Source organism: Homoserinimonas sp. A447, from assembly GCF_054489325.1.
Genome location: NZ_JBTMWW010000001.1, coordinates 261000 through 275671, shown reverse-complemented (window position 1 = coordinate 275671; position 14672 = coordinate 261000). Strand labels below are relative to the sequence as shown.

General features: G+C 61.8%; 11 protein-coding genes. 5 read left to right on the top strand and 6 right to left on the bottom strand.

From position 1 onward, the window contains the following. Positions 1-335: 335 nt before the first annotated feature. On the bottom strand, positions 336-3413 hold the full coding sequence (locus ACX3O0_RS01320) for a hypothetical protein (RefSeq protein ID WP_459106518.1): 3078 nt from the start codon (positions 3411-3413) through the stop codon (positions 336-338). A gap of 1214 nt (positions 3414-4627) precedes the next feature. On the opposite strand from ACX3O0_RS01320, the gene ACX3O0_RS01315 reads away from it, so the two are divergent. Beyond that, the gene (locus tag ACX3O0_RS01315) at positions 4628-5992 is read left to right on the top strand and encodes a hypothetical protein (RefSeq protein ID WP_459106517.1); all 1365 of its coding nucleotides are present in this window, start codon (positions 4628-4630) and stop codon (positions 5990-5992) included. A gap of 69 nt (positions 5993-6061) precedes the next feature. On the opposite strand, the gene ACX3O0_RS01310 is transcribed toward ACX3O0_RS01315, so the two are convergent. The 3 genes from ACX3O0_RS01310 to ACX3O0_RS01300 form a co-directional block, all read right to left on the bottom strand. Then, positions 6062-7501 carry a competence protein CoiA family protein gene (locus tag ACX3O0_RS01310; protein ID WP_459106516.1) on the bottom strand — a complete coding sequence of 480 codons (1440 nt, stop codon included), beginning with the start codon at positions 7499-7501 and terminating at the stop codon, positions 6062-6064. Between the two features lie 191 nt (positions 7502-7692). Next, the gene (locus ACX3O0_RS01305) at positions 7693-9615 is read right to left on the bottom strand and encodes a DUF4365 domain-containing protein (protein ID WP_459106515.1); all 1923 of its coding nucleotides are present in this window, start codon (positions 9613-9615) and stop codon (positions 7693-7695) included. A 318-nt stretch (positions 9616-9933) separates the two neighbouring features. Further along, entirely contained in the window at positions 9934-10266 is a 333-nt protein-coding gene (locus ACX3O0_RS01300; RefSeq protein ID WP_459106514.1) for a hypothetical protein, read from the bottom strand. 265 nt (positions 10267-10531) lie between these two features. Here ACX3O0_RS01300 and ACX3O0_RS01295 point away from each other — a divergent pair, with 265 nt between their 5' ends. Next, the gene (locus ACX3O0_RS01295) at positions 10532-10870 is read left to right on the top strand and encodes a helix-turn-helix transcriptional regulator (RefSeq protein WP_459106513.1); all 339 of its coding nucleotides are present in this window, start codon (positions 10532-10534) and stop codon (positions 10868-10870) included. A 43-nt stretch (positions 10871-10913) separates the two neighbouring features. On the opposite strand, the gene ACX3O0_RS01290 is transcribed toward ACX3O0_RS01295, so the two are convergent. After that, a complete protein-coding gene (locus ACX3O0_RS01290) occupies positions 10914-11111 on the bottom strand; it encodes a helix-turn-helix domain-containing protein (RefSeq protein WP_459108426.1) in 198 nt (65 codons plus the stop codon). A gap of 1225 nt (positions 11112-12336) precedes the next feature. Between ACX3O0_RS01290 and ACX3O0_RS01285 the strand changes: the two genes are divergently transcribed. Next, positions 12337-12807 carry a hypothetical protein gene (locus tag ACX3O0_RS01285; protein ID WP_459106512.1) on the top strand — a complete coding sequence of 157 codons (471 nt, stop codon included), beginning with the start codon at positions 12337-12339 and terminating at the stop codon, positions 12805-12807. A 25-nt stretch (positions 12808-12832) separates the two neighbouring features. After that, a complete protein-coding gene (locus ACX3O0_RS01280) occupies positions 12833-13381 on the top strand; it encodes an HAD domain-containing protein (protein ID WP_459106511.1) in 549 nt (182 codons plus the stop codon). 355 nt (positions 13382-13736) lie between these two features. On the opposite strand, the gene ACX3O0_RS01275 is transcribed toward ACX3O0_RS01280, so the two are convergent. Next, a complete protein-coding gene (locus ACX3O0_RS01275) occupies positions 13737-13907 on the bottom strand; it encodes a hypothetical protein (RefSeq protein ID WP_459106510.1) in 171 nt (56 codons plus the stop codon). A gap of 398 nt (positions 13908-14305) precedes the next feature. On the opposite strand from ACX3O0_RS01275, the gene ACX3O0_RS01270 reads away from it, so the two are divergent. After that, positions 14306-14512: a hypothetical protein gene (locus ACX3O0_RS01270; RefSeq protein ID WP_459106509.1), complete on the top strand. Its 207-nt coding sequence runs from the start codon at positions 14306-14308 to the stop codon at positions 14510-14512. Positions 14513-14672 lie beyond the last annotated feature (160 nt).

The window sequence follows — 14672 nt, the reverse complement described above, 5'->3', positions numbered from 1 at the left end:
CGGCATCGAAGATTTCCACCAACTGGTGGATGCCGATATCCCTATCGAATGAAGGCAAGCAAGGTATTGGAATACCTATTTCAACCATTTCAACCAACTTCTCTACTACTACCTAGTGACTCAGTCAGTGTGTGTCTACTGACGTGACACTGTCTTGTCTTCCTATGTAGGAGTGCTTTTGTTGGTTGAAATGGTTGAAATGGCGCTTCGAGGTGCCCGCATCCCAGCATTGGCGGGGCTGGAACAATCCACCTGCCGGTAGAAACGGAAGGAAAACGGGTGGATAGGTGGTGGATTTCCAAGCGTGGGAAGCCCGCCGGTCAGCTCAGTTCAGTTCAGTTCTGGTCGTCTTCGAGGTAGTCGCTGGTCTCGTCGCCTTGCTTCAGCAGGTCCTTGACGGCGACCGGAACGCCAGATATTCCCTGAAATCTCCAGGTGTTGAGCGGCGCTTTGCCTTTTGGCGTTGTCCGGGTGAGTCCCTCCGGCGTGAGCCCTTCATCCCAGACACTATTCCAGGCGCCTGTCTGCTGCTGACCGTGCTGGATCATCTCCGAGTGCGCGTCCTGCGCAGCGTTGAAAGCGACGTCGGGGAAGAACAGGATGAGCTGGCCGAACTTGGGTGAGTTGACCACTCGTCCGATGCAGATTCCACCCGCCTTCAGACCGCCTTCGCTGCCGGTGTTGTTCACCCAGCCGAGGGACATGTTGACCAGGGTGTTATCTGTCAGGTCGTCGGTCACGGGCGGGATAGACGGGACTGCTGCGTTGATGACGTGCGCGCGACCGGAGTTCAGGAGGGCTGCGACGGCACGGAGTGTAGAGCGTCCCGGAGTGTATTGCTGGTTGTCCATATGGGCGTTGTGGACGCCGTTGACGAGGTCTTTCACGAGGCCTTTGTCGGTCAGCATCGATATGGTCTTCGCGTCCGCTCCGACCGTGATCGCGAGCTTGTGCAGGAGTGAGATGCTGAGGATGATGTCCGCTGCGAGGCTGGAGACACGCTTCAGCGAGCCGGGTGGTGTGCCTCGCTCTCTCATCATCACTTGGACCTTGTTCTGGATGCTCCGGACCCGGTCCTGCATCTCTTCGATGTAGGCCGCCCATCCGCCGTCCATGCGGCTTGAGGTGTAGATGACGTACTTGATCAGGTGCGCGGTCAGGCGAGCGGGGGTGCCGTCCTCGAACGCGATACGCTCCAACTCGTCCGTTGGGTCGCGCGACTCGTTTAGCTTGCCCGGGCCGAGGAACGCCGGGATCAGACGCTCCTTCACGGACGGGGTGGTGAGGGTGTGCTCCGCCGTGATCACGAATTGGGCGATCGGCATGTTCGAGGCCCGAGATGTCATGTTCGCGTTCATCCTGCCCTTGGCCGCGTTGTTGAAGATGTTCCGGGTCAGGTCGGCGAGCTTCGCGTTCTCAGCCTCAGCCTGAGCCTTCACCTCGGACGGCGCCATGTCATCCGTGACCCAGATCGGGGTGCGTGCGACACAGTGCTCCATGTAGGTGATGGTGTCCTTTGCGGAGCCTGGCAGCTGGTCAATCCAGCAGTTCTTGTTCCGTGCCCAGAACGCCATCATCCGCTGAGCGCCGAAGCTCTTACCGGAGCCCTTCGGCCCCCACAGGAAGATGGTTGCCTTCGGGCGCAGCGGCACCACCGGGCGGAGCGCCCCACCGAGGATCAAGGCCGTGGTCGAGGCTTCCGTGAACGGCTTGTTTCGGACGTACGCGTCGAGGACCGCTTCGAGGTCCACCCGGACTCTTTCCCGATACTTCGGGTCGTCGTAGTCGCCGATTGGGATCTTCTCCCCGACACCGTATTTCGAGGCCACGTTCAGCTCCCGGTTATCGACGCCTCCGATGGCAGCGCCCTCAGCGGCATCGCCGACGACCTGGTCGCCGATGAGGAACACTGGGTGGCCGCCCGGCACTGGCACCCACCCCATCTGCATCCAGCGGGTGCGCTTAACGATTTCGTCGTCGCGGTGGCTCTTCATTGCCTTCAGCCACTTCTCAGCGTCCCTGTTGGTTGGTGGCCATTCTGGGAGGTGGAACACTGCCGATGGGATGCTGACCTCGCTCTTACGGGCCCACTCTCGGGGAAACTCATTCAAGATCACACGCTCCGGTCCGGTGACCGTCGCTGTTACCACCTGGCCGTCGGCGTTGAGCCAGGCGATCTCGACCTCGGTTTGGGTGTCTTCGATCTCATGGGCACGGACGTTGTCGTTGTACTCTCCGGTGCGCAGTTCGTCGTCGGTGGGCTGGCGGCGCTGTTCGCTGACTGCGATACGACCGCCGAAGTTCAGCACCTTTTTCCAGTGGTAGGCGGTGACTTCGCCGTTCGGGCCACCTTTGATTGGGACGCACTCCTCGGTGGACAGACCGTCCTTAGAGATCCGCCAGGAGCCGGGGATGTCTTCAGCGTGGACGACGGGCGCCTCGGGCAGACCGGTGGTCATGTGGAGGAGCAGGTCGTCCCAGGTGCCGACCTTGGCGAGGAAGTCATCGATGCCGGCCTTTTCGATCCCAGAACTCACCGTCACCTTCGGTGACAGCAGTCGGACCCGGTCGACGTTCTCTCGTGCCTCGAGGTTTTCCCACAGCTTTGCCGCCGCTCGCCACACGTGGATGTTCGAGTCGAGGTCGGCGTCGAACGCGATCCATGCTTCCCGCCCCCGGAGCTTGATGTGGCGCCAGTCTGCCGGGTTCTGTGCGGTGTTGTTGATCCCGGCGATGGAGACGATGAGGATGCGCTCCGCTTCCGGGATGTTCCTCAGAAGCTGGAGAAGGCGCTCGCTTGCACCTTCGCTTCCGTCGCTGAGTTCCGCCCAGGTGGCACCGTGCTTGTGGAGGTAGGCAGTGAGAGCGGAGTCTCCCTTGAGCAGGCCCTCGGTGATCATCACCACCGGTGTTGTGTCGATCCAGGAGGCCGGAACTGTGGGGTGGGCATCGAGCGGGGTACCGCTACCGGCGATGAACTCGTACTTCACGGGCTTGCCATGGACGTTGTTCTCTGGGCGGTCGGGGCGCACCTGGAACGTGAACGGGATCGCCGACTCACCGGTCTTGTCGGCTTCTTGAATGTCGGCCAGGGAGTACCACGGCATTTGCATGCCGTTGCCACGACCGTTCAACGATCGTCTCAACCGCATGCCCTGCTTGGTTGCGCCCTGCACTCCCATCAGGCGCATCTCCGGGGCGAAGTTCGATGAGTCGAGCCGCTTGTATCCGCGGGCGGCAGCCACCAGCGGAGCCACGCCGGAGTCAGCGAGCTTTTCCGCGCCGGACCCAGTAATGAATTCGGAGTAGTCGGCGGACACGAACGGTGGCAGGTCGACCTCCTTAGCCAGCTCCGGGAGCGGCCCAGACGAAGCGCTATTGGCCGCGTCCAGCTCCGGACTTGCGCCAGTCACGTCAGCGGCACCCGTTACTGGCGACACCGCCTCATCGGGTCGCCGCGCACGAGCAGCCTCGTCCGAGTCGTGATCCTGTGTTGATTCTTGGTTGGACAATTTGTCCCTCTCTGCCACCGCACAAAGCGAGTGGTCGGCGTGTAGAGGATCGACTGGTGTCGGTCCCTCGCCGTGAGACCTATGCGCAATATCTGAGGAGGTGGGAGTTTCGAAGCCAGGCAGTCGAATAGAAGCTTCGAGCGCGCCCTTTCTGACTCCTGTCAGCGTGAGCGGAGCACCCGGCGATAGCCGACCTATGCCGCGATCGAGTCGGCGGTAGCCGCTCACGCACGCCTTTCGAATCGTTCGCAATAAGCAAGTGGCAACGGGTGTTACTAAGAGGGGTGCTACTAAAAGTGCAGTGCCGCTGCGCAGCGCGAAGCCCTCTGGACAGCGGACCTGCCCTGGTGGTGACCACTGCCGCCCAAGCCCGGCCGGAGCTCAACCTTCGCAGGCGTTGCTAGTGCGAGGTCGCGGGGCGGTACACGTCGCGAGAGCACCCTCGAATCGCAACGCGCGCCACCAGTCAACGGCACGTCTCATTGGCTCAGCAACGGTGACGGCGCGGTCAGGCTGACCGTTCGCGACAACGACAGTTGGTCGTACCACCAGACGACAGCTCAGCGGTGATGGGCCAGCCCTCGACGCATCAGACCCGACGCTGCTCGCAAGATCGTATGTGTCGTCACCGACTGCCACCCGAATGGGTCTGTCGCTCAAGGACGGGGTGTTGCGCTGCAAGAGCGCGGGGTCCGCTCCCAACCATTGCGAGATCAGACAGGGGCCAAGGAAGATGGGCCAGACAGTGATACCCCAGACTGGCGCCGCTTGATTGTCCACCGTTGAACGTCTGTATATGTAGGGAAGACGCAACTCTCCCCTGCCCATCTCCTCGTGGGATTTACGGCATCTGTGGAACCTGGGTCCATGTTCCTAAGTACCCGTATATCCCGAAGCTCATGCGAACCGCCGGAGGTGGCTCAAATCTACGCATGCTGGGTTACATGACTAATCCACATCCCTTTCTCTCCGCCGTTTCCGCGCAGGGTGCCGCCGCTCAAACCGGCACTCAGGAGTCCTCCCCGCCCCCTGTGACGGCGCATGAGGATTGTGCGCCGAACGCTGAACCGCGTGTCGCCACAACCCACCGAGGACCATCGCCGAGCTCCCACCCTGTGCCTGCTGTTCATGCTTCGAAGGTTCCCACCCGCAATGGCTCGCAATACTCCACCACCGCGATGCGGCGCGACCCGTACTGGGACGGGTTGTGGGCACCAGGAGCGCAAGCGTATTGGTCGACGCGGGTGTCGCTGCAGCAGCGCGCCGACATCGACGGCACCCGGGTGAATCGCAAGTTCCTCCTCGATCAGAGCGAAGCGATGGAGGTATTGACCTCCCCGCGAGGCCGGAAGGAGCGCCTCGCCTTCTGGGGCGCTCTGGACTCCTGGCGCACGGTCACCGCGCAGCAGGCGGCCGCCTTCACTGGGTGTGATGCGCTCGATACTCCGACCACCAAAATGGTCGCTGCATCGTTCAGTCTCGGCCTCATCGACATCGCCACGTTCCCGGCCGCGCTCACCGGAGAGGCGGGTTTCGATGGACGCTCCCTGTATCGCCCCAGCGCCACCGACACCTACAAGCGTCTGATCGCTCCGACGCTCACGTGGCCGGAGACTATCCAGGTCACTGGCGGATATCCATGGAGCGTTGGAGGGCAGTACGATCGCCACAACGTTCTTGCAGCAGAACTGGCCTTGCGCGCAGCGGAGCACCTGCACATCGCCGGGGTCCTCGGCGAAAAGCTGGCTAGCGTCGACCTCCTCGCAGGCTCCGGACTAGGAAAGCCGATGAGGGGACACGACAACCGCCGCGCCGACGGCGTACTGATCCGCCCCGATGGAATGCGGATCGTCCTTGAGGTCACAGCCTCGGCCTCCAAAACACTCAAGAGCAAGATCCATCGATGGGCCAAGCTGCTCTCCGAGCGGCCCCTGGAAACCTCCGGGATCGTTGTCATCTTCATCGCAGCGCCTCACCCAGATCGACTCAAGAATGGCCGTGACCCGCGGTCTGAAATCATCAAGGTGATCGCGGAAGTGCTCCGCGAGTTCCCTGGGACCAGCCGTGACTCAGCCGCCGCCCGGATCGGGGTCGTCTCCTGGGACCAGTGGTTCCCCGGCCGTCATCTCATGTCGAAGGAGTTCTTCGAGCTGCGCTGCGACTTCGCGCTGAAGCCTGAGGTGCACGGCGCCGGCAAGTGGGTGTCCCGGTCGTTGCTGAACGAGTACCCGTTCGAGCCCTGGCACACGTTCAACCCAACCGCGGTCCTCCGAAATCAAGCGCTGCTCGGGGCCACCCCGTTCTGGTTCCGGAAGGGTGACCACACGCATCTGATCGGCACTCCGGCGCAGCGCGAAGGGCTTCGAGTCCCACAACCAACCCCAGCCCGACCCAACCGACAAGGCACCGGCGTCGCTGGCCAGCCCCGTGGTGCTGTCGGCAAGGTCACCCTGCCGGAACGCCTGCGGATCGTGTTCTAGACACTGCCCCACCTCGCGTGAACCGACCAGCCACCTCCACCGAGACCGGCCGTCTCGGGGCCGCCTTGCTTACGGCCGCAGCTGAAATCGCGGCAGCAGCGGGGGTGTCTCGTCGGCCCGGAATCTGGTGAACTCGTAACACCCGAGCCGTTTGATGAGAACTCCGGCAGCGTGCTGATGCCACTCTTTCACCGCCCAACGGACCGTACGAAGATCCAGCGGTGGACCACCGGCGATCTCCTTGCCGGCGAATTCGCTCAGGATCGCATCGACCACAGCGCTCTCATCCATGACGGCGCCGGGCTCGCACATGAGCACAAACCGTTCGTAGATGAACCCCTGCCATTGGTGGGTCGGCAACGGGAGCAGGACCGGCCACATCGGAAGCCCGGCAGGCCAGCTGCTGCCGAGCCGGCTGGTCATCGCCTGACCGTCAGGGGTCTCGAGCCATCGGAGGCCGGCCTCGTGCGCACGGTTCCGAGATTCAGCGGAGTCTGACCATGCCCCTGCGCTCCCGGTATTGTGCCGCTCCGAAACGTGCCGGGCCTTATGGGACGCTGTAGTCGTCGTCGCCTTCGGGTGGGCCTTCAGCGCTTTATCCCATGCGTTCTGCTGCACGGCGGTGTTGACAGGAGTGGTGGGTGCAGTCTCCGCCCAGGAAAACTCGTCTGATGCTGGCTTCTCAGCCTCTCGGACAAGAGCAGCGCGCCGTTCCTCTGTCTCTCGGATCAGGTCGGTGAGCTGTGCATGGCAACGGTCGATTTCCGGATGGGTGAGCCCTTCCTTGGTGAGCTCGCACTCGTCGACCGGGATCAGCAGTAGCTTGCCACGGATCGGTTCAGTGCCGTTCCAATGCCTCATCGACGACACATCGATCGTCGCCACCTGCTCCTGCTGCGGGTTGATCCAGAGCATCGGCCTGGTGCGGGCTGCGGCGAGTTGCACAGCGTTCAGCTTCACGAAGCCTTCGGTCCCGGAGGTCCTGAGCTGACTCCCGCCATGCCCAAACAGCCAGACGTCCGGGATTTGATTCTTCTCGTACCAGTCGTGTCGCTCGGTCCAGTTGTCGATCGTTACGTTCGAGTACTGAGGCTCGAACGCGACCTGAGAGCCGTCTGGCCACTCGACATGGACGTCGGTGCGCCGCGCCCGGGTCCCGTCAGGGTCGCGTTCTAGGCTGGCGACCACAGTGGCATCCTGGGCGGCCGCCCAGCGCTGGATGACACCTTTCGCAGCAATGTGGAACTCGGACTCTGGTCCGTGGTTGCCGGCGCCGTGGGTCTTGTGCGCAAACCCTTGCCGCTTCGTCCTTCGGGCGATCACGATGAGGTCTGGGTCAGCACAGTCCGCAACAGCGCATCTCAGTGTCGTCTTCGTAAAATCGCGGATGGCGTCCGCAGTACCGTTCTCGATGAAGTAAAGATCCTCCCGGCCATCCCGGTATGCAGCGAACAGGTGCCTGCGCTCACCGCGTCGGAACTGCTGGATCTCTTCGACTGAGTGGGTCATGTCCGGATGCTACCGGCCAGCCATGACATTCACTCACTGGTCGGGGCCGAAGAAGACTGGCAATAGCGGTGACCCCGCGTTCCGAGGTCGCTCCGAACAGATGGCCACGCCAACAGGATGCGGTAATTATCAACGCTCGCACGATCGGACGGCCCCATTGCGTCTGCGTTTCGAGTCCTAAGCGCCCTTGTTTACCTTTTCGTGGCTCTCTTCGCTTCAGTGGGGATGAATACCGACTCATAGTCACCCTCGTCGGAATGAATCCGTAGCTCCGTTGGTGAGGACGCTGGCCGCATTGTCTCGAAGAAATCGAGGATGAATGCCCGGCCCTCGTCTGTCAGTAGTGGGTAGTCGAAAATCGTGTCTGTGAACGATGGGCCGAAGTTCTTCCATGCACACCACATGGCGTCCTGTGCGATTAGAACTCGTGTTTTCGGCTCCTGTGTTCGATCGTCCAACGTATGGATCATGAGATTCATCCAAAGGTACGGGTCTGTGTTGACTATTACCGCCGCGGCCATCGAGGCGAGCAGCGAGTCTTTCTCTTCGTTCTCTTCGTCCCTCCATGCGGCCGCCAGGGCGGAATACGCCGCGCCGTTCAGGGCATCTTCGTGAATGGCATCCATCGCTGCCGCCTCCAGAGCGCCTGGGCTGTCGCCCTCAATCGAAGGATTGAAGTCAGGCAGGGTGAGGCTTGTACGCTCCTGCCTCTCAATCCCCAGCCCATCAACGATGAGGTTGAGTGCGTTCAGCGTCAGTCGCCACTGTGCGTCTTCTGGTGATTCGAGTATTGGCGCGTCCGTAAGCGTGTCCTTCGCTTCTCGATACCGACCTGTCCGCATCAATACATCAGCCAGGTACGCTTGGGCAGCAGGATCCGAGAGCTCGACTGCTCGCCGATAGCAATCCTCCGCTTCGGCCTCCTCCCCTCGCGACCAGTGGGTGGAGCCCTTCTCTCGCCACCAGTACCCGCGAGTGCGGTAGCGCGGATCGGCTTCAGCCGCCTCCTCGTAGAGTCGAAGGGATTCTTCCGAGTCTGCTTCACGTAGCGCACGGCCCGCGTTGTATAGCCCCTCTGCGGGGTGCGCCCAAGCCCGTGCGGCGTCGCGAACCGCGTAAGCGGTCGCCTTCTGAAGCTCAGGGGTTGGATTTGCGGACGAGACAGCCGCCAAAGCAATATCGCGCGCTGGGTGATCTTCGACCGCCGCCGTACGGCGGATCAAGGTAAGCACCGTGCTGTTCGCCCCGTACCGGGTCAGAAGGTGCATTGCGTATCCGAAACCGTTCGCTTCCATGAGCGTGTGGGTCTCGGGAGCGGCGAGCTCAAGCAATCGGACGCACAAGTCCTCAGCACCGACCGCGGCGCAGGACAACGCGAGCGCAGCGACTACATCTGCTGCCAGTGCACTGTAGTCCCTTGGGTCGGGCAGGCCCCATGTGATCTGTCGAGAGGCGTCTCCTCGAACTCCAACCATGACTTTCGTGTCCTCTATCGACACTTGCAGGTATGGAAGGCTGGGCGCGCTGTGTACGACACGGAAAAAGGACGGGAGCATCGACAGCTTCTGCGCGATAGCGGTCTTCAGCGGGCTTGCGGACTCGCCATACAGTCTAGTCCCTGTCAAGAACACGCTAACAGGGACATGGCGTGGGAGCTCGCGAGCCAGCCGCCAGGCGCGCGCCTCCTCGACCAAGGCGCCAGCCGAGTCGCCGTCTAAGATTTTCTCGCAATGCACCTGTCGGGTCTCGGTTGATGGGTCCGCGTCATAGGGCAAAAGGTGAGACCAGCGGTACCAGAGTGTTTCAGTGGGGTCGTGCCCGATGACAACAAGCGTCGGGTCTGACATCTGTGCCCAGTAGTTCAAGGTCTTGCGCTTGATGGGGGTGGCCGGCCGCCGTCCGTTTCCCTGTTCGGTTGACTTTAGCTGGACGTTGAAAGTGATGCCGGTCGTGCGCCCGTTCTCAAAGACCTCTACCCGGCGGTCGATACCGTAATCCTCTTCGAGGGAATGAATTAGCCACTCTCGCGGCATGACGGAGGCGAAGGCGCGAGTAGACCACGTTGAGCGGGAGTGGACCTCTGGCCTTTCCGGCAAGTCAGGCTCAGGCTGCATGACAACACCCTAGCGACCACAGAATCGCCGCAAACGACGTCGGCGCAAGGTTGGGCATCCGCAATGCTCACTCTCGCAATTTCACCGGCATCATCTGAGCCTGCGAATTTGACGGGGCACTGATTCCTTCGCGGCCAGATCCACGATCCAGGTCATCACCAAGGCGCTTGTCGGCCTTCGCCGAATCTGAGCGGCGAGGACACGCTCCTGCTAGGACGGGCGCTGCCCGGCACGACCGTCCTTCAGTATCTTCACTACCGCCTCGCGTTCCGACTCTCACCAGCCGGAGAGCGACTACAGCGTGGGAGGGCACGAGCTCTATGAGGGCTTCGCAGCTTTCCGGATCGCCTCGATCCGCTCCTCCTGGGTCAGCACACCGTTGAAAGGCCCGACCTGGCGCATGCTGATCGATCGCTGGTCGGTGCCGAGCATCACGGCGATCAGTTCATCAAGGGGCCCAGTAGAGGTGAGCCTTTCCCAGTCGTCAAGCCATTCGTGCGCAACCGGTCCGCGCACCCCTGCTCGAAGCACCGCAAGGTTCTCGGGCACCACAGCGAGCACCGCTCCTGGGTCGATCGCGAGTTTGTCGACAACCAGCCGGTGCAGTTCCAAAGTCATCCGGTCCTCACGCCGTTCCAACTGTGGATCCATCTCTCGAATCTAACAACGGAGAATGCCCCGGCGAGTGTCCAACCCGCCGGGGCTCTGGTTCGTTCGGGTCGAACCAACCAGGCGCGCGCCGCCAACTTCGCTCCATGCGCTCCGATAGTCACCGGGCGCCCGTCGAGAGTGTGCCGCCCCTAGCAGTTTGGGGCCGGAACGACCGCCGAGGGCGGATTAGGTGCGATGCCGGTTCGTCTCACCGTAATACTTTTCGAGTATTCTGCCGATAGACGCAAAGTAAGGAGACTGCGCCATGGGGCGTCAAAAGATTGAGCTGAGCCCCGCGGCCGCCGATGCTGCGATCGTCCTCGGCCAGCAGGTGCGACTCGCCCGCCATCACCGCAACTGGACTGCTGCGGAGCTTGCTGAACGCGCAGGTGTGTCGCCCCGCACTGTCACCGAGATGGAGAAAGGCTCCCCCGCCGTGTCGCTGGGTAACGCCCTGGGTCTTGCAGTCACCGTGGGTGTCCCTCTGTTCGGAGACCGGTCCGACGTCGTAGCTCAGCGCCGCCTCGGTGCTGCGAAGCTCGCCCTCATGCCATCTCGCGTCTACCACCCTCGAAGCGGTCCAGAGGTTGACCTGAACTTCTGAGCCGACGCGGACATGTCCGCAGTCAATGCGGCACCGGGTGCTTCTAGCTGTCGTGCTGCTCTCGGACTGCGGTCTCTGCCAGGGCGAGAACCGCGGGGGCGCTTGTACCTAACGCGTGACAGATGGCGACAAACTGCTCAACGCTCATGTGCCGCTCCGCGGCGAGGAGCCGCGCCAACTGCCGGAGCGAGATCCCTGTCATGTCGGCCAGCGCCACCTTAGTTACCCGGTACCGGGCCATCGACTCTCGGAGGCTGGCTGCGATCTCAATTGACAGAGCGGTTGGCTCTGATCTCGGCTCCGCTGACATGATCAGATTCTGGCAGACTCGAGCGGTTCTCCCCGATGCCGCCGAGGGCACCAGCCGCGGAGAACGAACGGTCTCTCGCATTTTGGACACATCACCCGGCGTACGGTCAGTCCTCGTACTTCGCTGGTGGTCCACGTTGAACCTTGACCGAAAGACCCATCGGCGCCCTCCATCCAACCCGATTCCCCCAAGGTGAAGGTGAACCCTCGCTGCATCTCGGCTCGTCCTGGCCAATCAAAGGAAGACTTGCCTGAGTCGGAACCTCGCCATCGACGAGCCATGGCCCTTGGCCATCGATTGTGATCTGCGGTTATCCGGATGACTGTCTCCCCCGCACTTCGGATCGTGATGACCCCCTGCACGCCCATTCCGGCCATGACGTTGACTACAGGCTCCGCAGGTCCGAGGCGGATGTGAAAGAGCAGACCGGCAAGTACGCCGCGTGCTCCGTCGAGGCCATCCCGTGCGAGTTCCATCAAGTCGTAGCGGTTCAATGGATCCTCCAGCAGCAACCGCGGATCAATGGTTTCTCGCACCGGGCGCAGTGCGTTCTCCTTAGCTCCAGGGACAGGACGGTCGATGTTGTAAAAGTGCCAGGGCCCGATAGATACGAGCTACGAGTTTCGATGAACGTCGCGGGCTCCCCAACGCGAATCTGCGCCGCGTTCATCATCATCGCGGGCTTGGGGTAGTCAAAATCCAACGCTTCCGTCCCAAGTGCCGGCCAACGGCGCAGCAAAGGTCGGGGCGCACGCCACCGGTCGAGCGTGAACCTCAGCACGGACCCATCCTCTGTCCGGATCCTGTACTCACCAGCAATCCAACGCAGCTCATCGATCCGCTCGGGGTGTCCTTGACGAATGCGGGCAAGCGGGTAGGACAGCAACCGATTCAAATGGTGCACCCTGCGGCGTAGCGTTCCTTGCAGGTCGTATCGGAGGCGCTGGATCCTGTTCATACCTGGATCATCCCACTTGCCGCCGACCCTGGAAGCGTCTTCTGACCAGCGACTTTGCCGGTGCAATATTGCAATACTGCAAGCTTGCAAGCCAGAAATATTTCAGAGCTGAAAGCCAGAAGTGTTGCAATACTGCAAGCCATCGCCGCGTCTCCGCCCGGCCCAGTGGGTATCCTGAGACGTCGCTAGGCTCTCCCCATGACTGAGGCCAACAGGAAAGACCTTGAGGAGCGTCTGCGACGAACCGCCACCGCCCTGGCGCCGCTCGACAGTGCGACACTCCACGAGTTACTGGATGCTCTGGAGAGACCGCCGATCGTGCAGGCACTTATTCAGACGGAGCTCTTCGTCCGGGACATCGACCGAGAGTTCGGGCTCCTCACCGTCGCAGAGGCGCCGGCTTCAGCAGCCCACGGCCTGGTGCTCGATCGCGCCGGCACCGTTAGATACCCGAAGTTTCAGTTCGACGGCGATGAGATCAAACCCGTCATAAAGCAACTCATGGAGGTGGCGGAGCGCCACGACGTGGGTCAGACATCGGTCATCTACTGGCTTGTCGGGCACACCACCTACATCCGCGACCCCGACATCAGACCAATCGACATGCTCGAAGCCGACCCGGACGAGGTGCTCCGGATAGCGGACGAAGCCTGGGGAGTCGTGTGGTGACGGTGGCACCGGCCAAGATGGAGGCATGAGCCTCACCAAGCCATTCCTCGTCGACCCGCCACGACCGGGCGTCGATCACGTCGAGGGCTTGGTGGTCTGCGATTTCGATGGGGTGCTCAATTCGTTGTCACCTGATCGAAACTTCGACACCCTGCCGACGGTGCTCGGCAGCAGTGGAAGAGACCTTCCGATCAACCTCATCTCAAGCGAGATCCTGGACACGCTTCAAAGTGCTCTGCGGCCGGGGATCAAGTTGGCGTGGCTGACCTCGTGGGGGTTCCGGATCTCTCGCCTGGAAGAGCTCTTCGCCGGGCGATTCTCCGGTGGGTTCGTTGTTTCGGAGCGTCCTGCCGGGATGTATGTGAGTGCAGATTGGAAGCTCCACGCGTTCGAGAAGCTGGTCGCGCAGTGGCCGGACGCCAAGACAGCGTGGATAGAAGACGACCAGATCCCTATGGCGGTCAGATACAGTTCGCTCTCGCAAAGTCACCCCGAGGCGTTACTGATCGCACCGGACCCAGAGATCGGCCTTTCTCAGCGGGATGCGGAGCGGGTCGTTCTGCATTTGAACTGAACAGCCCCTGTCCGCAGTCAGCCGTTGCAGGTCCAGCAAGACGCAGCAGCGACAGCCTCGCGCTTCCGGGCGTTCGCAATTACCTCAGCCTCCGTCTCATCGTCGGCGCTGTCGTCACAACGCCACCGGCGCAAAGATTGCGGAAGACCGCCCCGCTCACTTCCTCTGACGTTGCTTGGTGTTTCGCACCCGCCACGCGTACAATTCGAACACATCTTCGAATGTACCTACGAGATTGGAGTTGACCATGACCCGCGTTGCGGACACCGTCGCAATCGATCTGACCCGTGCCGGTGTCCCCCGATCTCTCGGCTGGCAAGGAAAGTTGTATCTGGTGACAGATACGCCGACCCGGTTAGAGATAACAACCGCTGCGCACGAGGCGTTGACTCACCCGCCAGCACACCGTACGGGATGGAGGTTCCAGGGTCGGGATGCTGAAGGCGACACTCTGGTCTTCGACGTTGTGCTCGACCGGGATGATCGCTGGTTCCTCCTCGACGCCTACCGCTGATTCGACGGACATGGGCCAAAACAATCGCTATCCGAGACATGGCATCGACCGAGCGATAGAAGCCGTCACAGTGCGAGCCAAGCCGATCAGCCTCAGCGACGCCGAACTCGACTTGGAACACCATCCACCTCGCCGCGCCGCACAGCCGATCCCGGTGCGTGCCTGGGTTCGATTCCCAGAGAACGCCATACAGCCGGACGCAGAGGCGATCGCCTGGACGGACAAGGCCGTGCAGATTCGCTGGACAGGTCACGCAAACGAGGTGTTCACCGCATGGGTGTGGGCAAGCGCGGTAGAGCGAAGGGAGCAACGGACGAGATAGCCGACCGGCTAAGCACACCTGAACCGCGTAGTACTCCAGGCTGCGGATAACCCACTCCAAGCGTGGTTACCCCGGCTAAAATCCCTCCATGTCTGAGCCAGATCCACTCCCGCCGCTCCGCCTAGTCACGGCTGATGAACGAGCCCTATTAACTCCCGACCCGGTCGATGATCTGGACCTCGGCGATTTCGTCTCGGTCGCCGAACGCGAGCTACAGGTGGATGCGATGTTCGTGGCTGCTATGGACTCAGCGGAGGCAGTGCTTCGCCCCTGGTTGAACCCAGAAGACGCCTAGATTTCGGAGCCCTCGCCGAGCGGAGTACTGGAAAGACCTATCTACGATTCTGCTCGATCGTCAAGCTAGTCGATCGGCTGTCCCACGAGTCCGTCCGCATAGGTCTGTGCTTCTTCGGGCCCACCATCATGGCCACCAGTTCCTCCGCAAACATCTCGAG